The 26,138-nt window shown below is 64.3% G+C and carries 26 protein-coding genes; 13 read left to right on the top strand and 13 right to left on the bottom strand.

The window, feature by feature from the left end; all coding sequences use genetic code 11:
* Position 1: 1 nt before the first annotated feature.
* Positions 2-175: a hypothetical protein gene (locus IVB54_RS22165; RefSeq protein WP_007609361.1), complete on the bottom strand. Its 174-nt coding sequence runs from the start codon at positions 173-175 to the stop codon at positions 2-4.
* Between the two features lie 217 nt (positions 176-392).
* Entirely contained in the window at positions 393-647 is a 255-nt protein-coding gene (locus tag IVB54_RS22160) for a hypothetical protein (protein ID WP_018459083.1), read from the bottom strand.
* Between the two features lie 335 nt (positions 648-982).
* On the opposite strand from IVB54_RS22160, the gene IVB54_RS22155 reads away from it, so the two are divergent.
* From IVB54_RS22155 to IVB54_RS22145, 3 genes are all read left to right on the top strand, one after another.
* Entirely contained in the window at positions 983-1,609 is a 627-nt protein-coding gene (locus IVB54_RS22155; RefSeq protein ID WP_018459082.1) for a glutathione S-transferase family protein, read from the top strand.
* Between the two features lie 255 nt (positions 1,610-1,864).
* Entirely contained in the window at positions 1,865-2,287 is a 423-nt protein-coding gene (gene ndk / locus IVB54_RS22150; RefSeq protein ID WP_018456271.1) for a nucleoside-diphosphate kinase, read from the top strand.
* Between the two features lie 44 nt (positions 2,288-2,331).
* The gene (locus IVB54_RS22145) at positions 2,332-3,192 is read left to right on the top strand and encodes a TerC family protein (protein ID WP_018456272.1); all 861 of its coding nucleotides are present in this window, start codon (positions 2,332-2,334) and stop codon (positions 3,190-3,192) included.
* Between the two features lie 35 nt (positions 3,193-3,227).
* Here IVB54_RS22145 and ppx read toward each other — a convergent pair whose 3' ends face one another.
* The 4 genes from ppx to IVB54_RS22125 all read right to left on the bottom strand — a co-directional run bounded on the left by ppx (position 3,228) and on the right by IVB54_RS22125 (position 8,379).
* Positions 3,228-4,730 (bottom strand): exopolyphosphatase, encoded by a 1,503-nt coding sequence (gene ppx / locus IVB54_RS22140; protein ID WP_247776444.1) that lies wholly within the window; start codon positions 4,728-4,730, stop codon positions 3,228-3,230.
* 15 nt (positions 4,731-4,745) lie between these two features.
* Complete coding sequence (locus IVB54_RS22135) at positions 4,746-6,938, bottom strand: RNA degradosome polyphosphate kinase (protein ID WP_026233127.1); 2,193 nt, start codon at positions 6,936-6,938, stop codon at positions 4,746-4,748.
* Positions 6,939-7,066: 128 nt separating this feature from the next.
* Entirely contained in the window at positions 7,067-7,744 is a 678-nt protein-coding gene (locus IVB54_RS22130; RefSeq protein WP_026233128.1) for a DnaA/Hda family protein, read from the bottom strand.
* Between the two features lie 92 nt (positions 7,745-7,836).
* Positions 7,837-8,379 (bottom strand): CDP-alcohol phosphatidyltransferase family protein, encoded by a 543-nt coding sequence (locus IVB54_RS22125; RefSeq protein WP_026233129.1) that lies wholly within the window; start codon positions 8,377-8,379, stop codon positions 7,837-7,839.
* A 155-nt stretch (positions 8,380-8,534) separates the two neighbouring features.
* On the opposite strand from IVB54_RS22125, the gene purM reads away from it, so the two are divergent.
* Together purM and purN are read left to right on the top strand one after the other, a co-directional pair.
* Positions 8,535-9,608 (top strand): phosphoribosylformylglycinamidine cyclo-ligase, encoded by a 1,074-nt coding sequence (gene purM, locus IVB54_RS22120; protein WP_247776443.1) that lies wholly within the window; start codon positions 8,535-8,537, stop codon positions 9,606-9,608.
* Positions 9,609-9,622: 14 nt separating this feature from the next.
* On the top strand, positions 9,623-10,276 hold the full coding sequence (gene purN / locus IVB54_RS22115) for a phosphoribosylglycinamide formyltransferase (RefSeq protein ID WP_204511004.1): 654 nt from the start codon (positions 9,623-9,625) through the stop codon (positions 10,274-10,276).
* 96 nt (positions 10,277-10,372) lie between these two features.
* Here purN and IVB54_RS22110 read toward each other — a convergent pair whose 3' ends face one another.
* Positions 10,373-10,579 (bottom strand): cold-shock protein, encoded by a 207-nt coding sequence (locus tag IVB54_RS22110; protein WP_007591938.1) that lies wholly within the window; start codon positions 10,577-10,579, stop codon positions 10,373-10,375.
* A gap of 378 nt (positions 10,580-10,957) precedes the next feature.
* On the opposite strand from IVB54_RS22110, the gene IVB54_RS22105 reads away from it, so the two are divergent.
* The gene (locus IVB54_RS22105) at positions 10,958-12,118 is read left to right on the top strand and encodes an autotransporter outer membrane beta-barrel domain-containing protein (protein ID WP_026233131.1); all 1,161 of its coding nucleotides are present in this window, start codon (positions 10,958-10,960) and stop codon (positions 12,116-12,118) included.
* Between the two features lie 78 nt (positions 12,119-12,196).
* Here IVB54_RS22105 and IVB54_RS22100 read toward each other — a convergent pair whose 3' ends face one another.
* Positions 12,197-13,237 (bottom strand): LysR family transcriptional regulator, encoded by a 1,041-nt coding sequence (locus IVB54_RS22100; RefSeq protein ID WP_018456281.1) that lies wholly within the window; start codon positions 13,235-13,237, stop codon positions 12,197-12,199.
* A gap of 71 nt (positions 13,238-13,308) precedes the next feature.
* Between IVB54_RS22100 and IVB54_RS22095 the strand changes: the two genes are divergently transcribed.
* The 5 genes from IVB54_RS22095 to IVB54_RS22075 all read left to right on the top strand — a co-directional run bounded on the left by IVB54_RS22095 (position 13,309) and on the right by IVB54_RS22075 (position 16,864).
* On the top strand, positions 13,309-13,926 hold the full coding sequence (locus IVB54_RS22095) for a hypothetical protein (protein WP_026233132.1): 618 nt from the start codon (positions 13,309-13,311) through the stop codon (positions 13,924-13,926).
* On the top strand, positions 13,913-14,533 hold the full coding sequence (locus IVB54_RS22090) for a GNAT family N-acetyltransferase (RefSeq protein ID WP_018456283.1): 621 nt from the start codon (positions 13,913-13,915) through the stop codon (positions 14,531-14,533). The genes IVB54_RS22095 and IVB54_RS22090 overlap by 14 nt, the downstream gene beginning before the upstream one ends.
* A 25-nt stretch (positions 14,534-14,558) precedes the next feature.
* Entirely contained in the window at positions 14,559-15,122 is a 564-nt protein-coding gene (locus IVB54_RS22085; protein ID WP_018456284.1) for an isochorismatase family protein, read from the top strand.
* A gap of 30 nt (positions 15,123-15,152) precedes the next feature.
* Positions 15,153-15,323 carry a hypothetical protein gene (locus IVB54_RS22080; protein WP_007609402.1) on the top strand — a complete coding sequence of 57 codons (171 nt, stop codon included), beginning with the start codon at positions 15,153-15,155 and terminating at the stop codon, positions 15,321-15,323.
* Between the two features lie 158 nt (positions 15,324-15,481).
* Entirely contained in the window at positions 15,482-16,864 is a 1,383-nt protein-coding gene (locus tag IVB54_RS22075; protein ID WP_018456285.1) for an aspartate aminotransferase family protein, read from the top strand.
* Positions 16,865-16,971: 107 nt separating this feature from the next.
* Here IVB54_RS22075 and rnd read toward each other — a convergent pair whose 3' ends face one another.
* Positions 16,972-18,123: a ribonuclease D gene (gene rnd, locus IVB54_RS22070; protein ID WP_018456286.1), complete on the bottom strand. Its 1,152-nt coding sequence runs from the start codon at positions 18,121-18,123 to the stop codon at positions 16,972-16,974.
* 374 nt (positions 18,124-18,497) lie between these two features.
* The gene (locus IVB54_RS22065; RefSeq protein ID WP_018456288.1) at positions 18,498-19,397 is read right to left on the bottom strand and encodes a LysR family transcriptional regulator; all 900 of its coding nucleotides are present in this window, start codon (positions 19,395-19,397) and stop codon (positions 18,498-18,500) included.
* Positions 19,398-19,500: 103 nt separating this feature from the next.
* On the opposite strand from IVB54_RS22065, the gene IVB54_RS22060 reads away from it, so the two are divergent.
* Entirely contained in the window at positions 19,501-20,490 is a 990-nt protein-coding gene (locus tag IVB54_RS22060; protein WP_018456289.1) for a zinc-dependent alcohol dehydrogenase family protein, read from the top strand.
* Between the two features lie 87 nt (positions 20,491-20,577).
* On the opposite strand, the gene IVB54_RS22055 is transcribed toward IVB54_RS22060, so the two are convergent.
* The gene (locus IVB54_RS22055; RefSeq protein ID WP_026233133.1) at positions 20,578-22,053 is read right to left on the bottom strand and encodes a protein adenylyltransferase SelO; all 1,476 of its coding nucleotides are present in this window, start codon (positions 22,051-22,053) and stop codon (positions 20,578-20,580) included.
* A 194-nt stretch (positions 22,054-22,247) separates the two neighbouring features.
* Here IVB54_RS22055 and aspS point away from each other — a divergent pair, with 194 nt between their 5' ends.
* Positions 22,248-24,020, top strand: coding sequence for an aspartate--tRNA ligase (aspS, locus tag IVB54_RS22050; protein ID WP_018456291.1), 1,773 nt, complete (start codon positions 22,248-22,250; stop codon positions 24,018-24,020).
* Positions 24,021-24,165: 145 nt separating this feature from the next.
* Here the strand turns inward: aspS and IVB54_RS41690 are convergent, their stop codons facing one another.
* Together IVB54_RS41690 and IVB54_RS22045 are read right to left on the bottom strand one after the other, a co-directional pair.
* On the bottom strand, positions 24,166-24,576 hold the full coding sequence (locus tag IVB54_RS41690) for a hypothetical protein (protein ID WP_345946456.1): 411 nt from the start codon (positions 24,574-24,576) through the stop codon (positions 24,166-24,168).
* A 128-nt stretch (positions 24,577-24,704) separates the two neighbouring features.
* Positions 24,705-26,099: a hypothetical protein gene (locus IVB54_RS22045; RefSeq protein WP_345946455.1), complete on the bottom strand. Its 1,395-nt coding sequence runs from the start codon at positions 26,097-26,099 to the stop codon at positions 24,705-24,707.
* Between the last annotated feature and the right edge of the window lie 39 nt (positions 26,100-26,138).

Here is a 26,138-nt window from a genome sequence, read left to right as displayed (position 1 = left end):
CTCAGTGCGAATCGCGCTCGCGCTGCTTCAGCTCATTGAGGAGTTGCTCGAGGTGCGTCGGCAGCCTGGCTTCGGGCCGCAGGCTCTGCTGGAGCCGTTCGCCCACCGCATCGCGGATCGAGCGGCTGGTGCGCCGGTCGATTTGCTCGCTATCGTCGGCGAAAAGGCTAACCATCGCAGAGTTCCGTGTTCTCAAAGAAGCGACACAGTACCAAGTCCTTGGCCCCCAAATGGTTTCGCCACTCGCGGCGATTGCGCGGCATTCTAGCAAAAATTGTGTGAAGCCGCGCAATATCCTCTCCGAATACAAAGCCCCGGCGCCGGGGGACGCCGGGGCTTCGCCTGGAAGGTACCTTGGGGGCTCAGGTATCTTTGGAAAGGTGCTGTCGGGCTCAGAAGCAGCGGTTGATCATCCGCCAGCGGGGTCCCCAGGGGGTCGGGACCAGCCGGCGCACATAGCAGCCGCCATAGCCGTAGGAGACGGGAGCATAGAAGCGCGGTCCACCCCAGCCGTGGCCGTTGTGCCAGCCACCGCCGCCGTGCCAGCCGCCGCCGCCACCATGCCAGTGCGCGGAGGCGGAGGTCGGCGCCAGCGCGGCACCAAGCGCAACCGCGGCGACGGCGGCGAGGGAAAGTTTCCTCAACATGGTGATCTCCTCAAATCTGTTGGCGCGGGGCTATCGCGTCGATGGAAAGGCCGCCGAAACGGTCTGCCTCTGAAAGAGGCTTTGGTTTCGATGGACCCGAGGTTATCCGAGCGAGGCTGAACCAAACCCTGACGTGGCCTTCAGAATGGGTTCATCTGGGTGAAATCATTGTAATCCACGTTGGACTTCCAACCCTGAAAGGGGGACCCACCACGCGTCCGCAATGGATGGGAAGGAGACCACGCTGAAGCTAAGCTTCGCGTCTGCCTTGAGTGCTACGGTCATATAGAGTCTGCCATGGTCGATCCTCAGTCACACCAGGAAGGGGCCTTCGCGTGATCACCGTTTGGGGCGGACAGACCTCGCGATCGATCCGGGTCGTATGGGTGCTGGAGGAGATGGGCCTTCCCTACCGCGTGCGGCAGGTGGACATGCTGGCCGCCAAGCAGGACCCCGAGTTCCTGGCGGTCAACCCCGCTGACTACATCCCCGCGATCCAGGACGGCGACGTCGTCATGGTCGAGTCGATCGCGATCATGGAGTACCTGATGGCCCGCTACGGGCCGACGCCGCTGGCGCCCGCGCCGCAGGATCCCACGTTCCCCGCCTACCAGCAATTTCTGCATCTGGGCGAAGCCGGTCTCGCGACCCTGATGATGCCCGTCGTCGTCAGCCGCTTCATCGCGCCCGACGCCGAACGGGAGAACTGGGGCGCGACCTGGTGCCTGCAGTCGTTCCAGAAGCGGCTAAAGCTTGTCAGCCAACGGCTTGCCGACTCGTCCTACCTTGCCGGCGAGGCTTTCACAGCAGCCGACATCTCGGTGACCTACGCCCTGAACCTGGGCCAACGGAACTGCGGGATCACCCTCGGCGACGCCGAACAGGCCTATTTCGCCCGCACCACCGGCCGCGACGCCTACAAGCGTGCCATGGAGCGTTCGCACGAAGGGGTGAACACCTGATTCCCGTTTCGTCCGCGAATCGAGACACGAGAGGTCAGCACTCAACGTCATGGGGTCGAAAGCGGCCCTAAGCCCGACGCCGACCTTCGGACGCCCAGATCGCCGCCATCTACAAGTATCGGTTCAGGTGAACACTCGCCCTCGGCCTGCGGCGAAGCCCCCGCGAGCCCGTTTGGGCGGTCGCTTGCCGTATCGCGAAGGCGCCGATATAAGCCCGGCAACTCCGAACCACTGTTTCTCTTCAAGGACAACATCATGGCCATCGAACGCACCTTCTCGATCATCAAGCCCGACGCCACCGCGCGCAATCTCACCGGTGCGGTTAACGCCGTGATCGAGAAGGCGGGCCTGCGCATCGTCGCGCAGAAGCGTATCCGCATGACCAAGGAACAGGCCGAGACCTTCTATGCGGTCCACAAGGCGCGCCCCTTCTTCGGTGAGCTCGTGGAGTTCATGACGTCGGGCCCCGTGGTCGTCCAGGTGCTGGAAGGCGAGGGTGCCGTCGCCAAGTATCGCGACGTGATGGGCGCGACCGATCCGTCCAAGGCGGCTGACGGCACCATCCGCAAGCTCTACGCAAAGTCGATCGGCGAGAACTCCGCGCACGGCTCGGATGCGCCGGAGACCGCCGCGATCGAGATCGCGCAGTTCTTCTCGGGCAACGAGATCGTCGGCTGATCCGTCAGCCGATAAGGTAACGAGACGCGGCGAAAGGACGTAGTGTGAACTGGCTCTGGCAGATCTTCGATCCCGCTACGATCGGGGCATTCTTCACCCAGTTCCGCGTTGAGATGGCCGAACCGACCTTTTGGGTCGCGGTCGGCAAGATCATCTGGATCAACATCCTCTTGTCCGGCGACAATGCGCTGGTGATCGCGCTTGCCTGTCGCGGCCTCAAGCCGCGGCATCGGCTGTGGGGCATGATCCTCGGTGCGGGCGCCGCGGTGCTGCTGCGGATCATCTTCACGGGCATCGTCGCGAGCCTGATGGAGTTGCCGTACCTCAAGCTGGTGGGCGGCCTCGCGCTGATCGTGATTGCGGCCAAGCTGCTGGTGCCGGAGCAAGAGGACGAGGACGGCGTCGAGTCGGCGTCGCATCTGTGGCAGGCCGTGCAGATCGTCGTCGTTGCCGACATCGTCATGAGCCTGGACAACGTCATTGCGGTGGCCGCGGCCGCCAATGGCAGCGTGCCCTTGCTGGTGCTCGGTCTTGCCATCAGCGTGCCCTTGATCGTCGCCGGCGCGGCGCTGATCATGGCGCTGCTCGCAAAGCTGCCGGTTCTGGTGTGGGCCGGCGCGGCGCTGCTCGGCTGGATCGCGGGCGAAGTGATCGCGACCGATCCCGGCATCGCGCCGAGGCTGCATGCGCTGTTCGACGGTCCGTTCGGCGCTTCGCTCGACAACATGCTCGGCGCCTTGCGCATCCCGCCGCAATTCGCCCATGGCGGCGGAGGCGGCGACTATCTCTGCGCAGCTCTCGGCGTCGTTGTCGTGCTGGTCGTCGGCTCCATCTGGCGCCGCCGCAGCATGAGCGCGGCCGCGCTCGAGTCCTCCGAACGCCACGTCAAGGCCTCGGCGGAGTAGATCTATCTTTTGAGCATGATCTCTTGGGAAAAGCGCTAGCGTCGGACGATCGAGCCGGCGCGGTTGATCAGGCGGGCGAGCGCGCGGAAGCGGCTGCCGACTCGATCCGCGACGAGATCGCCGAGGCGGTGCTCGAACACCAGCAACAGCTTGCGGCCCATGCTGCGGAAATGCGTCGCGGGCAAGACGCCCGGACGCGCCGCCGAGATCAGATGTGCGACGCGGAAGGCCGCGCCCAGCAGGCGGGCGCGTTCGAGCTGCGCCGGCGTCAGCAGCTCCTGCATGGCGACCGGCGGCTGGTTCTCCTCGCTGAGGCCCGCATAGCGATAGAACACGGACAACCCGACGAAGGCGCGCTCGGTGTGGGTGATCGCGCCGAAATTACCGTTGACGACGAGGCTCAGCGTCTGCTCGCCGCGATGGTCGGGATGCACGCGCCACCCGATGTCGGACAGCAGGCACGCGGCGTGGCGCAGGCGGCGGTCTTCTTCGGTCTCGCGCAGCTTCACCACGCGCGCGAGGCGGTCGGTCCAGGCGATCAGCTCGCGGGCGTGCTTTGCCGAACGCGACAGCAGCTGGTTCAGCTCCTCGGCCGCGCAGATCAGTCCGTCCTTGTTGCGCTGGGACTCCGGCAGCTTCTCGTGCAGCAGGCCCTCGCGCACGCCGAAGGTCGAGAACACGATGGTCTTCGGCTTCGCCACCCGGATGATGTGCTCGAGCACCAGCGCCGCATAGGTGAGGAGCGGACGCCGGGCATCGGCGACGATCTCGATGTCGGCGAGCATGCCGGCGGCCGCAAGCCGGCGGAGACGACGCGAGAAATCGAGCGCCTCGGCCGCCGAAATCGAATAGCCGTGCATCACCTGCAGCGGATAGCCGCTCTGGATGATGTGGATGCGCGCAAGCGCGCGCCAGGTGCCGCCGACCGCGTAGAAGCTGCGGCTGCTCCCCGCCTTGAGCTGCGGCACCCCATCGAGCGCTTCGCGCACGATGCGGTCGGCGCGTTTCAGGGATTTATGCGCGAGGTCCTGCAGCGCGAGGCCGCCGAGCGGCAGCGTCACGCCGCTGCGCACGGTGTTTTTGCGCACGTCGATCAGTTCGAGCGAGCCGCCGCCGAGGTCGCCGACGATGCCGTCAGGATGATGGATGCCGGAGATCACGCCAAGCGCCGACAGCCGCGCCTCGCGCGGGCCCGACAGGATCTCGATCTTCACCGCGCAGATGCGCTCGGCTTTCGCGATGAAGTCGGCGCCGTTGGAGGCATCACGGCAGGCGGCGGTCGCAATCGCAAACACCCGCCCGACCTGCATGACCCGGCACAGCGCATGGAAGCGCTTGAGCGAGGTCAGCGCCTTGTCGACGGCGTCGGGCGCAAGCAGTCCCGTGCTCTGCACTTCGCGCCCGAGGCCGCACAGCGTCTTCTCGTTGAAGATGGGAATGAGGCTCCGCGTCAGTCCCTCGTAGACGACGAGACGGACCGAGTTGGAGCCGATGTCGATGACCGCGACGCTCGAGCCGCGCTTGCGCGGCCGCTTCACGTCGACGATCCCGGATCAGGATTGATGACGTTCATTACGGCGCGTGAGGCGGCGCGGCGAGGATTCCTTGAGCGACTTACCACGGCCAGACAGACTCGGATTTGTCATGAAGTAGTTGTGGACGTTGAAAGGCTCCTCGCCCTTCGCGGTCTTCATACGCGTTGAGGACCCGTCCGGCAACAATTGCCAGCTCTGTTCATTGTCCTTGAGATTCGCGACCATGATCTGTTCGAGAACCTGCTGATGCACCGTGGGATTCTGCAGCGGACACAGCACCTCGACGCGGCGGTCGAGGTTGCGCGGCATCATGTCGGCTGAGGAGATATACACAGCCGCTTTCGCGCTCGGCAGGCCCTGGCCCATGCCGAAGCAGTAAATTCGGCCGTGTTCGAGGAATCGTCCGATGATCGACTTGACGCGGATGTTCTCCGACAAGCCGGGAATGCCGGGACGCAGGCAGCAGATACCGCGCACCACGAGTTCGACCTGCACGCCGGCCTGTGAGGCCTCGTAGAGCGCGTCGATGATGTCGGGGTCGACCAGCGCGTTCATTTTCATCCAGATCGCAGCAGGCCGGCCGTGCCGCGCATGCGCGGTCTCGCCCTGGATGTGCTCGATGATGCGCTTGCGCAAGGTCAGCGGAGACACCGCCATCTTTTCCAGATCGCTCGGCGCAGCGTAGCCGGTGATGAAGTTGAACACGCGCGCGGCGTCGCGGCCGATGGTCGGCTCCGAGGTGAAGTAGGAGAGGTCGGTGTAGATGCGCGCGGTCACCGGGTGGTAATTGCCGGTGCCGGTGTGGACGTAGGTCGTGAGGCTGCCGCCCTCGCGCCGCACCACCATCGAGAGTTTCGCGTGGGTCTTCAGTTCGAGGAAGCCGTAGACGACCTGCACGCCGGCGCGTTCGAGGTCGCGCGCCCAGCGGATGTTGGCCTCCTCGTCGAAGCGGGCCTTCAGCTCGATCAGCGCGGTGACGGATTTGCCGGCTTCGGCGGCTTCCACGAGCGCGCGCACGATCGGCGAGTTGCTGGAGGTGCGGTAGAGCGTCTGCTTGATGGCGACGACGTCGGGGTCGCGCGTCGCCTGCTGGAGAAACTGCACCACGACGTCGAAGGATTCGTAGGGGTGATGGACGACGAGGTCCTTCTGCCGGATCGCAGCGAAGATGTCGCCGCCTTGCTCGCGCACGCGCTCGGGATGGCGCGGCACGTAAGGGGTGAATTCGAGATCGGGCCGGTCAAGGCGGGTGAGCTGCGAGAGCTCGTTCATGGCGAGCACGCCATCGACCAGGAACACCTCGTCGTCGGCGGTCGACAGCGCGTGCTGCACGAAACTGCGCAGCTGCTCCGGCATCTTGGCGTCGATCTCGAGTCGGATCACCGAACCGCGGCGGCGGCGCTTCAGCGCGGTCTCGAACAGGCGGACGAGATCCTCGGCCTCTTCCTCGATTTCGAGTTCGGAGTCGCGGAGGACGCGGAAGGCGCCCTGGCCGTGAAGATTGTAGCCGGGGAACAGGCGGTTGATGAACAGCGCGGTGGCCTGCTCCAGCGAGATCAGCCGGACGACCTTGCCGTCAGCCGGCAGACGGATGAAGCGGTCGATCTTGCCGGGCATGCGGATCAGCGCGTTCATCTGCTTGCCGTCGGCGGCGCGCGTGAGCTGGAGCGCGATGGTGAAGCCGAGGCTCGGAATGAACGGGAAGGGGTGGGCCGGGTCGATCGCGAGCGGCGTCAGCAGCGGGAACACGTTGCTGAGGAAGTAGTCCTCGACCCAGGTTCGTTCCGCCTTGGTGACCTCCTTGCCCTCGACCAGCACGATACCCTCGTCGGCGAGCGTGCCGCGCAGGTCGCGCCAGATTGCCTGCTGGTCGGAGGCAAGCTGCGAGACGGTCCGGTTGATGAGCGCGAGCTGCTCGGACGGGGTCAGACCGTCGGGGCTGCGCTCAGCAATACCCTCGCGCACCTGGGCCTTGATGCCGGCGACGCGGACCATGAAGAACTCGTCGAGGTTATTCGCTGAAATCGACAGGAATCGCACCCTCTCCAGCATGGGGTGGCTGGGATTGACCGATTCCTCCAGGACGCGGCGGTTGAAGTGCAGCCAGGAAAGCTCGCGATTGATGAACCGCTCGGGGCTCGATGCGATCGCCGGCGGGCCTTCGGCTTCCGGGGCTTTTTCTTTAACTTCAACAGCTTGCGCAGAATCCATCAGAAGTCGGTCCATCCAGTTCGCCCCAATTTGCGACTTACGCGCAAAACCCGCGGGAGCATGTGTTAGAGCGATGACGTTTCGATGACATTGATGTTCCGCCGCCCGGCCGCGTCAACCCGCCTTGGTCAGACATCCCGGAGCAGCTCGGCCGCCAAGGCCCGGGTGACGGGGCGGCCGAGGCGCAAGGCCTCGCTGTCCAGCAGGTCCACAGCCCGTCGGGCGGCGGCCGAGGACCGCTCCAGGCGAGTGGCGAGGTAGCTGACCACGCTCTCGTCCACCGCGAGCTGGCGGTCGGCGCAGAACTTGACGATCAGGCCGCGGAAGAGCTGGTCGTCGGGCGGCAGCAGCGAGACAACGGGGACGGCGCGGAGCCGCGAGCGCAGGTCGGCGAGCTCGATCTCGAGAGACGCGGGCACCTCGCGTCCGGTGAAGAGGACGTAGGCGCCGTCCTCGCGGGCCAGATTCATCAGATGGAACAGGGCGCGCTCGTCGAATTCCCTGGCTTTGGGATCCTCGACCACCAGCGCGCCGGTGGCGAGCGCAGCCGGGACGGCCTCGGCGGTCAGCCCATTGGCCGTGGTCGAGCGGGCGCCTGAAGCCTCGGCCCAGATCGCGGCGAGATGGCTCTTGCCGCTTCCTTCCGGGCCGGCCAGCCACATGATTCGGTTCGGCCATTCCGGCCAGGCGTCGATGAGGGCAAGACCGGCGGCGTTGACGGGGCCTTCGAGGAAATTGTCCCGGCTCAGGCTCTCCGCATGCGGAAGCGAAAACGCCAACTGTCGGGGATGAACGCGGCTTGGCACGCTTGCTTTGCTCCGTGCCGGCGTGCCGGCTTCGTTTGACGAGATGCGACCTAATCGAGCGGGAGTTGGCCTTTTACGGGGCCGCTCCCAACTCACTTGGCCTCGATCGTGCTCATGTGCCGCAACCATTCGACAAGATAGAGCGACACGGAGGAGAGCGTGAAGACCGTGACGAGGCCCATCAGGATTATATCATAAGGACCGGGTTTGAAGCCGAAGGCGAGGGCGGCCAGCACCAGCGCCGCGAACGCCACTTGGGCCACAGTGTTGAGCTTGGATACCTTTGAGGGCTTCATCTCCACAGGTCGGTCGAACAGCCACGATATGATCACGGCGGCGACGATCATGATGTCGCGCGAGACCACCAGGATGACGATCCAGCGCGGAATCGCGCCCCAGATGCCGAGCGCCATGTAGATCGAGACCAGCAGCGCCTTGTCGGCGAGCGGGTCGAGCAAGGCGCCGAGCTCGCTCGTCATGTTGAAGCGCTTGGCAAGGAAGCCGTCGACCGCGTCGCTGATACCGGCGATCAGGAATACGGCGAACGCCACCTCCATTTGGCTCGACACGATGGCCCAGACGATGATCGGGACCAGCATGATGCGGCCCAAAGTAATGATGTTCGGTATACTCACACGGCGCTTCCCGGCACCCGGCCTGACCTCGAATTCGGCCCTTTGGAGGCTGAACCGGTTGATATCTCTACATAGTATACGGCGGCGCGCCATGCGAGCCATTGCGCGTCCCCGGAATTCGACGTAACCAGCCGCAAACCCACTGGAAATCGGGCATGACCGACCGCAAAAACGGCCTCACTTACGCCGATTCAGGCGTCGATATCGATGCGGGCAACCGCTTGGTCGACCTGATCAAGCCGATGGTGCGCGCCACCGCACGGCCCGGCGCCGACGCCGAAATCGGCGGATTCGGCGGCCTGTTCGATCTCAAGGCGGCCGGTTTCAAGGATCCCATCCTGGTGGCCGCGACCGATGGCGTCGGCACCAAGGTCAAGATCGCGATCGAGACCGGCCTGCATGGCGGGATCGGCATCGACCTCGTCGCCATGAGTGTCAACGACCTCGTGGTGCAGGGCGCCGAGCCGCTGTTCTTCCTCGACTATTTTGCCTGCGGGAAGCTCGATCCGGAGGCGACCGCGTCGATCGTCGCCGGTGTCGCCGAAGGCTGCCGCGAATCCGGCTGCGCCCTGATCGGTGGCGAGACGGCCGAGATGCCCGGCCTCTACAAAGACGGCGACTACGACCTCGGCGGCTTTGCCGTCGGCGCCGCGGAGCGGGGCACGCTCTTGCCGCGCAAGGACATCGCCGCCGGCGATGCCGTGATCGGGCTCGCTTCGTCGGGCGTGCACTCCAACGGTTTCTCGCTGGTGCGCAAGATCGTGGAACAATCCGGCCTCGGCTTCGGGGCGCAGGCGCCGTTTGCGCCCGTCATGACGCTGGGCGGCGCGTTGCTGACGCCGACGCGTCTCTACGTCAAATCCTGCCTGCGCGCGATCCGCGAGAGCGGCGCGGTGAAGGGGCTTGCCCACATCACCGGCGGCGGCTTTACCGACAACATTCCGCGCGTGCTGCCGAAGCATCTCGGCGTCGGTATCGATCTGGCGCGCCTGCCAGTGCTGCCGGTGTTCAAATGGCTGGCCGCGCAGGCCGGCATCGCCGAGCTCGAAATGCTGCGGACCTTCAATTGTGGGATCGGCATGATCGCGATTGTCGAGCCGGACAAGGTCGAAGAGGTCGTGGAGATCTTCACTGACGCCGGTGAGACCGTGGCACAGCTCGGTAGCGTGATCCTGGCCGAGGGCGAGCACCGCGTCGTCTATAACGGCCATCTCGACCTGGCGCTGTAATGACCGGCGCTGTAATGAAACGCCGCGTCGCCATCCTGATTTCCGGCCGTGGCTCCAACATGGCTGCGCTGATCAAGGGCGCGGCCGCGCCGGATTTTCCGGCGGAGATTTCGCTCGTCATCTCGAACAAGGCCGATGCGCTGGGGCTGGAAAGGGCCAAAGCGAGCGGCGTGAAGACGCTGGTGATCGAAAGCAAGCCGTTCGGCAAGGACCGCGCCGGCTTCGAGAAGGTGCTGCAAGCAGCACTCGATCAGCACGGCATCGAGCTGATTTGCCTCGGCGGCTTCATGCGCCTGTTCACGGCCGAATTCACCAAGGCGTGGTACGGGCGGATGCTCAACATTCATCCCTCGCTGCTGCCGTCCTTCCCCGGTCTCGACCCGCACGGCCAGGCCTTGCGCGCCGGCGTCAAGCTGTCCGGCGCGACGGTGCACTTCGTGATCCCCGAGACCGACGCCGGCCCAATCGTGATGCAGGGCGCGGTTCCCGTCAGCGACCACGACACGGCGGACACGCTGTCGGAGCGTATCCTTGAAGTCGAGCACCGCATCTATCCCGCAGCACTGAGCCTGCTCGCGACCGGCAAGGTCCAGATCGAGGGCGATGTGTGCAAGACCGCGGGCAGCGGGCCGTCGGAGAATTTTCTGGTTTCGCCGTTGGTGCGGTGAAGCGCCGTCGCACTCGGAATACTTCTCATTCCAAACAAAAACCCCCGGCAGAGCCGGGGGCAACGTCATGATCTCTTGCGCAGACCGCGAGAGAAATCAGGAAACCTTGAGGTTCTCCGCGGATGCCTTGCCGCGGTTCTCCACGAGATCGTATTCAACCACCTGATTTTCATTGAGGGTCGAGAGTCCGGCGCGCTCGACGGCGGAGATGTGGACGAAGACGTCCTTGTCACTGCCGTTCGGCTTGATGAACCCATAGCCCTTGGTCGGGTTGAACCATTTGACGGTGCCCTTTTGCGGCATCCTCAGTCTCCTCCGCTAGATACAAAAACGACGCGGCCGCTTTTCGCGTGCCACGCCACAAACGGGCTTCCGGTAGTCTGTTCGAGTCTTGAGTCTCAATGTCGCGAAACGCACAGTCGAGCGGCCAATTCCGATTGTGTCCGATATTGCAACATGAAAATCGCCCGTTAGCAAGCCGCGCGCGAATTTCAAGACTTCGACCCGAGTGCCCGTCCGCAATTTGCGACCTGTGGCCGCGGAACCACAATCGGAAGCAATGCCTTTGCCGGGACGCGCCAGCCGGTTGACCCTCAGTAACAGTTCGGAACAAATCGCGGCACGCGTGCGCCGCTCCTGTTGCTTTTTTGCGCGCCGCCCTTTGCTTCAGGACTTGTCGCCATGTGCTGCATTTCGCAGCCCTCAGAGACACGGCAGGCGATCAGGCTGAACCGCGTCCGCTGGATCGCGGCTGCCGTGGCGTTTGCTCTCATCATGGTACTGTCGACGACATCAGGCTTTGCGCAGAGTCCCACGCCCACGCCGACCCCGACACCCACGCCGTCACCGACGCCGATTCCGATGCCAATTCCGATGCCGACCGCGACCAATTACGACCAGTCGGCCGGCAACAGCTCGCTCAATCTCGGCTCGAATTTCCTGGAGCGGCTCGGAAACCAGGCATCTGGCGGCGTCAACCGGGCGTTTCGGACCAATCCCGGCGGCGGCGGCGCGTCGGCGAGCACGGAAGACCCGCGCTACCGCACCTGGTTCGAGGGTTATGGCATCTCGGTCCGGACGGATGCGCAAGGAGACTTTGTCGGCGACAAGCGCAAGACGTTTGGCGGTGTCGCAGGCTTTGGCGCGCGGCTCGCGCCGGGTGTCAATCTCGGCTTCTCCGTCGACCAGAGCCACACCGATATCGACGTGCCGCTCGCACTTCAGTCCGCCACGCTGGATCTGACGCAACTCGGCTTCAGCGGCTCGGTCGACAAGGGCCCCTGGACCTGGGCCTTCGCGGTGGTGCACGGCTTTGGCAAGGTCCGCTCCAGCCGGGATACTGGCCTGGGACTTGCGACCGCGGGTTATCGCGCCGCAATCGACGGCGCGCTGACCGAGATCAGCTATTACTGGACCAAGGACCAGATGCGCATCGTGCCCAAGGGCGCACTGGAATATGTCCGCGCCACCAGCGTCGCGTTCCAGGAGGTTGGCGGCCTCGATCCACTCAATGTCGGCTCGACGGCGCTCTCGCGCGCGCGCGTCATGATCGGAGCCGAGATCGGGCGCTACTTCATCTTCGACCAGAAGATCCTGGACCTGTCCGCCTACGGCAAGTTCGTCGACAATTTCTATCAGAACCTGGGATCGGTGCAGGTCAGCCTCGGGACCCAGAGCATCGTCGTGCCCGGCATCGGCGAGAGCCGCTACGGTACGGATGCAGGCGCCTCGGCCTCGCTCAGCCTGACCAACACGGCGCGGCTCTACGTCAACTACGACGGCAAGTTCCGCAACGAGCTGACGTCGCACCAGGGCACGGTCGGCTTCGAATATCGGTGGTGAAGCGAAGCCTGCCCGCGTCGGCCAGAGGAGGATCCGGAAAACTGCGAAGCGGTTTTACGAAAGCATCATGCTCGAGCTTTAAGTCGGCATTGCCGCGACATAACCCGTCAATCCAAAGGCCGCGCGCGCGGCCGTCATCATCGGCGCCAGCGCGTTCGGGTGGATGAACTCGTCGCGGAAACAGGGATGGATCTTGGGATCGAAGATTTTCTTCAGCCAATCGACCACGATCTTGTGGCGCTCGGAGGCGCGGAACTCCTTATGATAGGTGAGCCAGAGATCGGCGTGGTGGCTGACGCCGAGATCGACGGCAACCAGCGGGGCGCCGAGCGCGATCGAAACCGTCGGCAGGAATCCGATGCCGGCGCCGCGCTCCACCGCATAGAGCACGCCGACCGAGGAGTTGGTCTTGATCCCGACGATGCCCTCGAGCGACTTCAGTCCGAGCACGCGGGCGTAGGCGCCGTCGTCGACCTGCGGAGCGCTCTGCTTGATGATGCGGTGGTTCTTCAGCTCGGCCAGGGTCGCGGGCACGCCGTAGAGGTTTTCGTACTCCTTGGAGACGAAGGGATAGATGTGCAGGCGGCCGAGCTTGGCGACGATCAGATCGGGATTGGTCGGCGGCTCGAGCTGGATCGCGATATCGGATTCGAGCCGCGCGACGTCGGCCTGTTCCATCGCGCAGCGCAGGTCGACGGTGATCTTGCGATAGGTTTTCTGGAAATCGATCAGTCGCGGCAGAATCCAGAAATTTCCGGGGCCTTCCGTCACCGCGACGCGCACGGTGCCTGACATATCGTTCGACGATCGCGAAGCACGCCGGAACACATTGAAGGCATGACGCTCCATGTGCGCGACGTCGGCGATCATCGCGCTGCCTTCGTCGCTGAGCGTGAGCCCGCTCTGGTCGCGCAGGAACAGCTTGCAGTCGATGCTCTCTTCGAGCCGGTCGATCCTGCGCATCAGGGTGGTGGAGGTGAGCCCGAGCTCCTCGGCGGCGTTGCGGAAGCTTTTATATTTTGCGCAAGCTAAAAACAGTTTCAAATCGTCCCAGGACATGTCCAGGGTTTCTTCACGGTGCTGCATCACCGCAGCACCCCGGTGCAATAACTGCTGCATACGCCTGATCCCCAGCCGCTAAGCTCATCGCCATAGCGGGGCACGAAAGCCGCGAACGATAGAGGGGCGACATGAGTATGGAAAGGGGCTCGTTTGCCGCAAGGCATGATTTCGACGCGCTGCCGCTCAGTCCGGATGTCGACGTCCGTCGCGCCAAATTTTCCGAAATCGCCGCGCTTTCGCAGTTGGCGCACCGGCTGGTGCCGGGCGTTCGGATCGGGGCGACTGAGCTTGCAAAATATTTCGCCTTCGATCCCGAGAGCATCCTGACTTTCAGCCGGAAGGGCAACCTTGTCGGCGGCATGGCCTTCCTGTTTCTCAACGATCGCGGGCATGATGCGTTGCTGCTCGACGAGATCTGCCTCACCGCGCCGGAGACGCGCTATCTCGCGTCCGCGAAGGAAGACGTTTCCGCTATCTACATCTGGGCGATCGCGGCGACGGGGCGCGGCGTCGCCGGTCTCGGCAAGGCCGCGGCTCATCTTAGACAGCTAAGGTTTCGCAACGCGGATTGCTATGCGCAGCCGTCAACCGTGGCCGGCCGCGACATCATGAAAGCGACAGGCTTCGAGCCTGTTCCAAGCTTCCAACCCGACCTCTGGTGCTACGAGCGGCCCTGGCATCGGCAGCCGATGCGCATGCCGAGCGCGATCATCCAAGCAAGGAGTTTTGCAGATGCACGGTACTAGGATTCCTCTCGCCAAGCCCGATTCCCGCGCCATCACCATTCGCCTCGCGCGCGATCTCACCGATCTCATGCTGGTCACCTCGATCCGCTCAGCCGTCTATCTCGCCGAGCAGGATTGCCCGTTCGATGAAGAGTTCGACGGCAACGACATGGTTGCCGCGCATTTCATCGGCTATGTCGGCAACGAGCCTGCGGGCTGTCTGCGGGTGCGGTTCTTCGGCGATTTCGCCAAGGTGGAACGGCTTGCGGTGCGGCACCAATACCGGCGGTCGCGCGTCTCGTTCAAGCTGGTACAAGCGAGCGTCGACTATGTGAAGCGCAAGGGCTTTCGCAAGATCTACGGCCAGGCGCAGGACCGGCTGGTCGATTTCTGGGCCCATTTCGGCGCCAAGCCGCTTGGTCACAATCGCAAGATCACATTTTCCGACTTCTCCTACACAGAAATGCTGCTGGAGATCGAACCGGGTCCGGATGCCATTACGCTGGACAGCGATCCTTACGTGATCATCCGCCCCGAGGGCGATTGGGACCGGCCGGGCGTGCTCGACGCCTCGGCAGGACGGGCTGTGACGTCGCCGCTGCGGGACGTCGCGCTCGCTGGCCGTTGAAACTGGTGCAGCTGCGCGCAAAACCATGCTGGTTTCCATCACAGACGATCCGCCGATCCTGGTCTGCGCGGATCTCCAGGTCGAATATCTGACCCCCGGACGTCGCCACGTCATCCTCGACGGCGATGCCGCAACGGCGCGCTGCGTGGAACTGCTGACGTTCTGGCGCGACAATCTCTGGCCGGTGATGCATCTGAAGCGCATCGCGCAGGCGGCCTGGTTCAATCCGGCATCCAAGCTGACCGATTGGATCGCGAAGGCGAAGCCGCGGCCGGGAGAAATGACCTTCGAGCACCCGCTGCCGTCGGCCTACAGTTCGGCGCGGTTTGTGGACTACATGTCCAATATCCGCAATGTCCGTTGCGTGCTCGCGGGCTTTTCCCTGGACGAAACCGTCCTGGCCACCGCTATTGACGGGTTTCACCGCAGTCATCGCTTCCAGGTGGTGGCCGACGCGGTGGCCTGCCGGCAGCCGGGGACTGGCGATGCTGCCGCCTACAAGCATGCGGTAGTGAATGTGATCGGGAATTTTGCTACAATCCAGTCCAGCGCCGAACTGATCAGAACCAGCGGCGCCGTTGCGGTGTAGGCGGCCGCGATCGACGGATGGAGTGGGACATTGTCACGGGGAGATCAGCTCGAGGAGCTGGCAAGCGACCTGTCGCGTGCCGCCGAGGCGGCACGCCGTCTTGGTCTGCCAACGACGGTGTATCTGCTCTCGATGGCGCTGGTGGAGGTGCGGGAGGCCGCTGCCGCCGATAGCGATGGGAATGACGACGGTGCGGCGTGACAGCTGCCCGATGTGCGGCTTTGTGCAACGCAGCTGAGCGCTTCCTGCCGACGAATTGACGTTGCAAGTTTTGCGCGGTGGCAATAGCCAAGGAGCTGGATCATCGAGTGATGACGCTGGCCGCGCCGGCGACGTGACGCTTTCAAGGATTCCTGCAAATGTCCATGCTGCCCAATTCGCAAGAGGCCCGGGATGTGGCCTACCAGCTCCATCCCTACACCAACGCGCGCGCCCATCAGCAGGCCGGTCCCCTGGTGATCGAACGCGGCGAGGGGCCTTACGTGTTCGATGCGTCAGGCAAGCGCTATTTCGAGGCGATGGCAGGCCTGTGGAGCGTCGGACTCGGCTTCAACGAGAAGCGGCTGGTCGACGCCGCGCACAAGCAGATGCTGGCGCTGCCGTTCTATCACACGTTCTCCGCCAAATCGCACGGGCCCTCGATCGATCTCGCCGAGAAGCTGGTCGCGCTCGCGCCTGTTACGATGAGCAAGGTGTTCTTCACCAATTCCGGCTCGGAGGCCAACGACACTGTTCTGAAGTTGATTGCCTATCGTTCCAATGCGCTCGGCCAGCCACAGCGCAAGAAGGTGATCAGCCGGATGCGCGCCTATCACGGCGTCACCATCGCGTCCGCCAGCCTCACCGGGCTGCCGAACAACCACCGCTCTTTCGACTTGCCGCTCCCGAACATCCTGCACACGGGCTCGCCGCATTTCTACAAGGATGGCGCGCCCGGGGAGAGCGAGGAAGCGTTCGCGACGCGGCGGGCCGAGGAACTCGATGCGCTGATCCAGAAGGAAGGCCCGGACACGATCGCTGCGTTCTTCGGCGAGCCGGTGATGGGCGCGGGCGGCGTCATCGTGCCGCCGGCGACCTATTGGGACAAGATCCAGAAGGTGCTGAACAAGTACGACATCCTGTTGGTCGCCGACGAGGTCATCTGCGGCTTCGGCCGCACCGGCAAGATGTTCGGCTGCGAAACCTACGGCATCAAGCCCGACGCCATCGTGGTCTCCAAGCAGATCACCTCGAGCTATTTCCCGCTGTCGGCCATCATGATGAACGATCGCATGTTCGAACCGATCGCCGACGAGAGCAACAAGATCGGCGTGCTCGGCCACGGCTTCACCGCGGGCGGCCATCCGGTCGGCTCGGCGATTGCGCTCGAGAATTTGAAGATCATCGAGGAGCGGGGCCTGGTTGCGCACGCCGCCGAGCTCGGTGGCTACATGCAAGGCAAGCTGCGTGAACTCACCAGCCATCCACTGGTGGGCGAGGTCCGCGGTGTCGGCATGATCGCTGCGATCGAACTGGTGCTGGACAAGGCGCGCAAGACCGCAGCGGCAACGCCGGGCGCCGTCGGCGGCATGGCCAGCCGCATGCTGCAGGAGCGCGGCGTTATCTCGCGCAACATGCTCGATGCCATTGCCATCTGCCCGCCGCTGATCGTCACCAAGACTCAGATCGACGAGCTGGTCGCGGCGATTTCAGGTGTGCTGGACGACATGAAGCCGGAAGTGGCGAAGCTGACGCCGGCGTAGGGACGGCGCTTCACGCGTGAGCGTAGCGCTCTATCACACCCCCGGTGTCGTCCTGGCCTAGTGCGCAATTGCGCACTAGGCCAGGACGACATCGGGAGGCATCGGGGCTATTCCGCTCGCTGAACCCCGATCACGCGGCCTTTCTCGACCGCCAGCGCCAGCTCGCCGCGCTTCAGTTTCAGGGCGGCCTCGCCGAACAGCTCGCGGCGCCAGCCGCGTAGCGCCGGCACGTCGGCCTCGTCGTCGGCCGCAATCTCCTCGAGATCGTCGACGGTCGCAATCACCTTGCTGGCGACCGCATGGCGCTCCGCGGTCATGCGCAGCAACACCTTCAACAGTTCGACGATCGCGGCGCCATTGTTATTGTTGCGCGGCTTTTCCAGCTTCGGCAGCGTGGCGTGATCGCGCGCCAGCCCGCGCTCGACAGCGGCGACGATGTCGGCGCCCCATTTGGATTTCTCAAAACCCTTCGGCACGGAGCGCAGGTTTGCGAGCTTCTCGATCGTGTTCGGCGCATGGGTCGCGATGTCGCTGACGGCCTCGTCGCGCAGCACGCGGCCTCGCGGCACGTCGCGGCTCTGCGCCTCCTGCTCGCGCCAGGCGGCGACCTCCATTAGGACCGCAAGGTCCTTGGGCTTGCGCACCCGCGTCTTGAGCCGTTCCCAGGCGCGCTCGGGATGGAAGTCGTAGGTCTTGGGCGAGGTCAGGACTTCCATCTCGATCGAGACCCATTCGCTGCGCCGGCGCTTTTTAAGGTCGGCATCGAGCGCTGCGAACACGTCGCGCAGATGCGTGACGTCGGACACGGCGTAGTGCATCTGCTCCTTGGTCAGCGGCCGGCGCGACCAGTCGGTGAAGCGGTGGGTCTTGTCCGGGCGGTGTCCGGTGACCTTCTCGACCAGGGCGTCGTAGGCGATGCTGTCGCCGTAGCCGAGCACCATGGCCGCGACCTGGGTATCGAACACCGGGTGCGGGATGATACCCGCCTGGTGCCAGATGATCTCGATGTCCTGGCGGGCGGCGTGGAACACCTTCAACACGCCCTCGTTGCCCATCAGCTCGAAGAACGGCTTGAGGTCGATGCCCTCGGCCAGGGTGTCGATGACGATTGCTTCCTCGGCGCTGGCCATCTGCACCACGCACAGCAGCGGGTAATAGGTGGTCTCGCGCAGGAACTCGGTATCGACGGTAATGACGGGGTGCTTGGCCAGCCGGCTGCAGGCAGCCGCAAGGTCAGCGGTGGTGGTAATCAAATCCATGAACGGCCCATGACAAGTCCATCAGCCGTTCTGCCGAAAGCGCTGTGATGTCAAGGGGCTCGAAGCGAATTCGAGCCTTGCATTTGGACCGGAATCGCATTTTCCGACGAAAATCCTATTCGTAGCGGACCCGCCGGGAGGGTTTGCGCGCGCAGGGCAGTGCCACCACGACCACGCACATGGCGACCAGCGCCAGCCCCAGGAACTCGAAAACCAACAGATCCACGGCAAAATCCCCCAGCAACATTGCTAAACTTGTCGGGGGCGAATTGAGGGTCTGTTAATTCTCGTGGTTACCGGCGGCGGGTCGGGCCGGATGGTGGACGGGGGGTTAACGGCCGCGGCATGCTATGCAGGCGTCACGGCATCCGGCGTCAGGTCATGAGCTTCGGCAGGGCGGTCGCCAAGGCGTCCACGGCGGCGCGAACTTTCGGCGGCATCCGGGACGAGCGTGGCCAGAGCGCGTGACAGTCGTAGAGAAATCCCGGCTGACCGCTCAACAGAGTGACGAGTCTACCGGCGCGCAGGCGTTCGCGGACTAGCCAGTATGGCAGCCAGGCCAGTCCCATCCCCTGTGACGCGGCGTCCGCGATCGCGTCGAGATCGTCGAGCCTGAGCCTTCCCGCCGGCACGATTTCGCTCGGAGGCTGGCCCTCGCGGGGAAACAGCCACGGCCGGACGCGTCCGGAGCGGCGATAGATGATCGCCTGATGCTGGGCAAGATCGTCGAGCGATTTCGGCTTGCCGTTGGCGCGCAAGTACGAGCGCGTGCCGCACACCACCATGCGCTGGCTTGCGATGCGCCGCGTCATCAGGCCGGATTGATCGTGTAGATCGCCGGTCCGGATCGCAAGATCATAGCGGCCCTCGATGATGTCAGCGATCGGGTCGCCGAACGAGAGATCGAGCTCCAGATGGGGATATCGTCGCGCGAGCTTCATCAGCAAGGGGGCGATGCAGTGCCGGCCCAGCAGGGCGGGCATGGTCACGCGGAGCCGGCCACGCGGCTCGGACAATTCATCGGAAGCGACGGCGTCGGCGGCCACGGCTTCAGCGAGCACAGTGCGGCAGCGCTCGTAGTAGGCTTGGCCAGTCTCGGTCAGGCTCTGGCGCCGTGTGGTGCGGTTGAGGAGGCGGACGCCCAGGCGCTCCTCGAGGAAACGAACGTGCTTGCCGACCATTGGCCCCGACATTTCGAGCGCATCGGCGGCAGCGGCGAACGAGCCCACATCCACCGCCTTGACGAAGACGGCCATGCTGGTCAGGCGGTCCATGATTGCAAACTCCTGGTTTCGACTGTTCACCTCTCCGCACGCTTTATCCGGCGCCGCCCGGTTGGCATAGGTCCATTGAATTCAATTATTTTGGAGTGTGTTCATGGCGCGCGTCGTTCGCTTCCGCAGACATGGTGGCCCCGAGGTGCTGCGCATCGAGACCGTCGACGTCGCGCCGCCAGGGAGGCGCGAGGTGCAGATCAGGGTCAAGGCCCTCGGGCTCAATCGCGCGGAAGCGCTCTTGCGGAAGGGGACCTATATCGAGACCGCGACCTTTCCGTCCGGCCTCGGTCTCGAGGCCGCCGGCATCGTCGAGGCGATCGGCGAAGGCGTGAGCGGCTTCTCGCCGGGCGAGGTCGTCAGCATCGTGCCGCCCGTGTCGATGGTGCGATGGCCGGCTTATGGCGAGCTCGTCACGTTTCCGGCGGAGTTCGTCGTTAAGCACCCGCCCGAGCTCGGCTTCGACGCCGCGGCCGCGGTATGGATGCAATATCTGACGGCGTTCGGCGCTCTGGTCGATATTGCTGGGCTGGAGCGAGGGGAGTCCGTAGTCATCACCGCGGCGTCGAGTAGCGTCGGGCTTGCAGCGATTCAGATCGCGAACCGGATCGGTGCGATCCCGATTGCAGTGACGCGAACCTCGATCAAGCGGCAGGCCCTGCGCGATGCTGGCGCCGCCGACGTTATCGCCTCCGTGGAAGAGGACATCCGGTCACGGCTGCAGGACATTGTCGGCTCAAACGGCGTTCGCGTGGTGTTCGACGCGGTCGGCGGTCCCATATTTGGGCCGCTCACCGCCGCGATGTCGCCGGGTGGCGTTCTCATCGAATATGGCGGCCTGAGCCCAGAGCCAACGCCGTTTCCGCTGGTCAACGTCCTGACCAAGAGCCTGACGCTGCGCGGCTATCTCGTGCACGAGATCATCCGCGACCCCGCGCGGCTTGCTAACGCGAAGACCTTCATCCTCGACGGGCTGCGGGACGGTGCATTGCAACCGATCATCGCCAAAACGTTTCAGTTTGAGGAGATCGTCGAAGCGCATCGCTTTCTGGAGTCAAACGAGCAGTTCGGCAAGATCGTGGTAACGATCTGAGCGAATGATCGTCTTGAACAAACGGTTTCGGCACCCCGGCATCTGGATTATGCCTTCGGCTCGTCCACCGTGCGCACCGAGCTTGCCTCACGTCCCGCAGAACGTCTGCAGCACCCGCTGCTCCGGCAGCGGCGGATCGGCGTAGGCTGCATAGCCCGGCTGGCCCTCGAACGGTTTAGCCAGCACCTTCACGAATTCCTCGAACGGCGTGTAGTCGTCATCGTTGACCGCGGCCTGGATCACGGCCTCGACGCGGTGGTTGCGCGGGATGAACATCGGGTTGACGGCGTGCATGGCGGCTTGCCGTTCGGCTGCGGTTTGCGGCTCCAGCGCCGTGCGCTCGTGCCAGCGCCTGGCCCACTCGTCGAACGCCGCGGGGTCCATGAATTGCGCGCGTGCATCGTCAGCAGCCGGATCGCCAGCGGCGTCGCCGAGTTTGCGGAAGGTGAGGGTGAAGTCGGCCTGGTTCTTGGCCATGGCGTCCAGCAGGTCCTGGATCAGCGCGTCGTCGCCGTCGCGCTCCGTGAACAGGCCGATTTTCTTGCGCAGGCCCGCCTGATAGGCGTCGCTGAACGTGTCGGAGAAGGCGCCAAGAATGTCCTGGGCCTCGGCGACCGCCTTTTCCTGATCGTCGGAAAACAGCGGCAGCAGGCATTCGGCAAGCCGGGTCAGATTCCACAGCGCGATGCGCGGCTGGTTGGCATAGGCGTAGCGGCCCATCTCGTCGATCGAGGAAAACACTTGCGACGGATTGTAGGCGTCCATGAAGGCGCACGGACCGTAATCGATGGTCTCGCCTGATATCGATGAGTTGTCGGTGTTCATCACGCCGTGGATGAAGCCGACTAGCAGCCAGCGTGCGACCAGATCGGCCTGGCGTGCGACGACGCCACCGAGCAGCGCGTGATAGGGCCGCTCGGCGCCGAGCACCTCCGGATAGTGCCTGGCGATGACGTGGTCGGCGAGCCGGCGAATGGCATCGGTGTCGCGGCGGACGGCGAAGAACTGGAAGGTGCCGACGCGGATATGGCTCGAGGCGACGCGGGTCAGCACCGCGCCGGGCAGCGCGGTCTCGCGGATGACGTGCTCGCCGGTGACGACGGCAGCGAGTGAGCGCGTGGTGGGGATGCCCAATGCGAACATCGCCTCGCTGACGATGTATTCGCGCAGCACCGGCCCGAGCGCGGCACGGCCGTCGCCGCGGCGGGAGAATGGGGTGGGACCGGAGCCCTTGAGCTGGATGTCGCGGCGGATGCCGTCCTTGTCGATGACCTCGCCGAGCAGGACCGCCCGTCCGTCGCCCAGCTGCGGAACGAATTGCCCGAACTGGTGGCCGGCATAGGCCATGGCGATCGGATCGGCGCCGGCGGGAACCGTCTTGCCGGCCAGGATTTCGGCGCCCTCAGGGGTTTCCAGCACATCAGGATCCAGCCCGAGCTGGACCGCCAGCGGCCGGTTCAGCTTGATCAGCCGGGGCGCTGCCACCGGCGTCGGTGCGACCCGGGCGAAAAAGCTGTCCGGCAGCGCCGAATAGGAGTTCTGGAACGGGAAATGGACTGTCATGGCCTCAAGATAGGCGTGGAACGCCTGATGGCAAAGGCTTGAGCCGAGATTGGGCAAAAATGGCCACTTCCAGCCGAAAACGGGCCGTTCCCTTGGTTGCCGCCCCCGTCCTGCCGAGGTAAACCCTGCCGCAACTTTGAACCTGCCGTTTCGGCGGTTCGATTCGATCCTCCGACATTGAATTTGGGACGACCATGCATCGCTACCGGTCACATACATGCGGCGCGCTCCGCGAGAGCAACATCGGCGAGACGGTCCGCCTTTCAGGCTGGGTCCATCGCGTTCGCGACCATGGCGGCGTGCTGTTCATCGACCTGCGCGACCATTACGGCCTGACCCAGTGCGTGGTCGATCCGGACTCGCCGGCGTTCTCGCAGGCCGAAAAGCTGCGTTCGGAATTCGTGGTGCGGATGGACGGTAAGGCCCGTCGCCGCCCCGAAGGCACCGACAATGACGATCTGCCGACTGGCAAGATCGAGATCTATGTCAGCGAGATCGAGGTGCTGGGCCCGGCCGGCGACCTGCCGCTGCCGGTGTTCGGCGACCAGGAATATCCTGAAGACGTCCGTCTGAAGTACCGCTTCCTCGATCTGCGTCGCGAGAAGCTGCACCAGAACATCATGACGCGCGTCGAAATCATCAAGTCGATGCGTCGGCGCATGGAGGGGCAGGGCTTCTTCGAGTTCAACACGCCGATCCTGACCGCGTCCTCGCCGGAGGGCGCGCGCGACTTCCTGGTGCCGTCGCGCATTCATCCCGGCAAGTTCTATGCCCTGCCGCAGGCGCCGCAGCAGTACAAGCAGCTCTTGATGATGTCGGGCTTCGATCGCTACTTCCAGATCGCGCCCTGCTTCCGCGACGAGGATCCACGCGCGGATCGTCTGCCGGGCGAGTTCTACCAGCTCGACGTCGAGATGAGCTTTGTCACGCAGGACGATGTCTTCGCCGCGATGGAGCCTGTCATCACGGGTGTGTTCGAGGAGTTTGCCAAGGGCAAGCCGGTGACCAAGGGCTGGCGCCGGATTCCGTTCGCGGAAGCCTTGCGCAAATACGGCAGCGACAAGCCGGACCTGCGCAACCCGATCGAGATGCAGGACGTCTCCGAACACTTCCGCGGCTCCGGCTTCAAGGTGTTCGCGCGCATGTTGGAGGACCCCAAGAACCAGGTCTGGGCGATCCCGGCGCCGGGTGGCGGCTCGCGCGCCTTCTGCGACCGCATGAACTCCTGGGCGCAGGGCGAAGGTCAGCCCGGCCTCGGCTACATCATGTGGCGCGAGGGCGGCGAAGGTGCCGGTCCGCTTGCCAACAACATCGGTGCTGAGCGCACCGCCGCGATCCGCGCGCAGATCGGCGTGAAGGAAGGCGACGCCGCCTTCTTCGTCGCCGGCGATCCCGACAAGTTCTGGAAATTTTCAGGGTTGGCCCGCAACAAGGTCGGCGAGGAGTTGAACCTCACCGACAAGGAGCGGTTCGAGCTGGCCTGGATCGTCGACTTCCCGATGTACGAGTACAACGACGAGGACAAGAAGGTCGACTTCTCGCACAACCCGTTCTCGATGCCGCAGGGCGGTCTCGATACCTTGAAGGGCCAGGACCCGCTGACCATCAAGGCGTTCCAGTACGACATCACCTGCAACGGCTACGAGATCGCCTCGGGTGGCATCCGCAACCACGTGCCGGAAGCGATGGTGAAGGCGTTCGAGATCGCGGGCTATGGCGAGCAGGAAGTCGTCGATCGCTTCGGCGGCATGTACCGCGCCTTTCAGTACGGCGCCCCGCCGCATGGCGGCATGGCCGCCGGTGTCGACCGCATCGTCATGCTCTTGTGCGGCACCAACAATCTGCGCGAGGTCTCGCTGTTCCCGATGAACCAGCAGGCCATGGACCTCCTGATGGGCGCACCGTCGGAGCCCAGCCCCAAGCAGCTCCGCGAGCTGCACGTGAAGGTGAGCCTGCCGCAGAAGTGAGGCTGTCTCCACAGCGTCATTGCGAGCGAAGCGAAGCAATCCAGAATCTTTCCGCGGAGTGACTCTGGATTGCTTCGCTTCGCTCGCAATGACGGGGAGGGATTTTCGCCGGTCCAACTGCCATCCCCGCGCGCAGCGTCGTTCCCTACAGCCCCGTCGACGCCTCGATCCTGAACTGCGCAAGCGCGCTCTGTGGGTCGGTTTGCAAGAGCTGCATCAATTGCATCAGCGGTGCCTTGGCGCGCGGGGACAGCTTGATGGAAAGCGTCTGGCCCGGCGTCTCGACGAAGCGGGCGATCGCGTCCACGGCCGCGTTCGCATCCGGATTGGCGGAAGCAACTTGCTCGCGTTTAGCCTTGATGCTCTCGACGAGCGCCTGGCGTGCGGTATCACGGCTGACATTCTGCATGCGCGCGAACTGCGCCGCGACGAGATCGATGACGCCGCTGTCGCGCAATGAGAATTCGAGCGTGCCCGCCTCGATCCGGGCCGCCTGGCCCATGAGCTGGGCCGGATCGGCCGAAAACACCTCGCGTGGTACGTTGCCGAGCGCCATACGCAGTTGCGCTCTTGCGATGCCTCCGATGTCGAGGGTCGCGGGCGTCAGAGCGAAGCTGTTGGACTGTTCGGTCCAGGCAGCGCCGAGATCGAGGTCGATAGCGAGCTTGTCGATCCCGCTGGCAATCAATGGAAGCTGTTTTGGACCGGATGGATCGGCTGGCGTGACAAATTTGGCAACCACATGCGCCTTGCTCGGGATCGAGCCGACCAGCTGCCCCAGTCCAGGCTCAGTGTGTCGATCATGACCAGCTTATTGGTGGTCTTGAACGGCGCCGTCACGCCCTTGATCTCCGCGCCTGCGAGCACGCCGAACAGCCCGAGCATCTGATCCGGCGAGGGCGCCCGCCCGGCAGTGGTGAGGCTTGCTGCCCAGCGCATCAAACTCGCCGTGCTGAAGGACTTCAGCGCAAAGCGCTCCATCTTGAACTGTCCCTGCGGAGACGGCGCGTCGACGCCTTCGACCGCGAACTCGCCGTCGCGAAATCGGATGGCACCAACCGTGGCCGTTCCTTGCGGCGTGCCGACCGACATCTTGCCGATTTCGGCCTTACCGATGCGAAGACCCTCATAAACTCCGGCGAGCTTCTCCAGCAGCTCGCGTGCCTGCGCCGGAGTCGGCGGGGCCGATTGATCCCGTGGCAGCGCGGCAAATATCTCGGCCAGCCGGAATTTCGACGGCTGGACGGCGATGTCTTCCATGGTGAACCCGTCGACATCCACTCGCATCCCCTGTGCCGATTTGAGCGCATAGGGGCCCGTCGAGACCTGCCGATAGACCCGGCGATAGCTGTCGTCGCTGGCCGTCTGCGGATCGAGCGCGGCGATGATCGCGGTCGCGTCGAAATCGTTGACGATGATGTTCGACGATTCACCCGTCAGCTTGTCCGTCTTGCCGGGTTGCTTCACGTCGACCGAGATCACGGCGCGGTCCGACTTCATCCCGTCGATCTTGCCGTGCTTTAGGTTCTGGATCGCCAGTTCGGAATAGGTGACCTCGCCGCTGCCGGCGGCGCGGGAATCGAAGCTGATCGTGAGGGTCGGAGCCGTGAGCGACGATGCAGCGACACTCGCATATTGGCCGAGCACGTAGCGGTACATATCGACCAGCGAGCTGTCCGCCGGCACCTGACCCGCCTGAACAGGACCGGCATAGTCGCGCATGACCAGGTGCGGGATCTTGTACGCGACCTTCAGCTTGGCAGCGCCGATCTGGTCCAGCGTAACCTCGAGCCCGGTGATGTCGACGGCGTCGGCCGAGATCCTTGTTTCGTCGATCTGGCGAACGCCCGTGCCCTTGATGGCGGCGATCCTGATCTGCGCCTGCGGTGCCTTGCCCGGCGTAACCGCGATGTCCTCGATCGTGAGGGTGCGCGTGGGCAGATCGAAGGCGATCTTGCCGTAGCTAGCCTTGCCGCCTTGCTTGCGGATTTGCTCGAACGCGGTCTCCACCTCGGCGGTGACGCGATGTTTTGCGTAGAAGCTGAAGCCCAACCATCCGCCCGCGCCCACCACGGCCACGACGATGAAGCCGATCAGGATTCACTTCATTCCCAGCTC

The sequence above is a fragment of the Bradyrhizobium sp. CW1 genome (genome assembly GCF_023100665.1).
GTDB classification, from domain to species: Bacteria; Pseudomonadota; Alphaproteobacteria; order Rhizobiales; family Xanthobacteraceae; genus Bradyrhizobium; species Bradyrhizobium canariense_D.
This window is presented reverse-complemented; position numbering and strand designations above follow the sequence as displayed.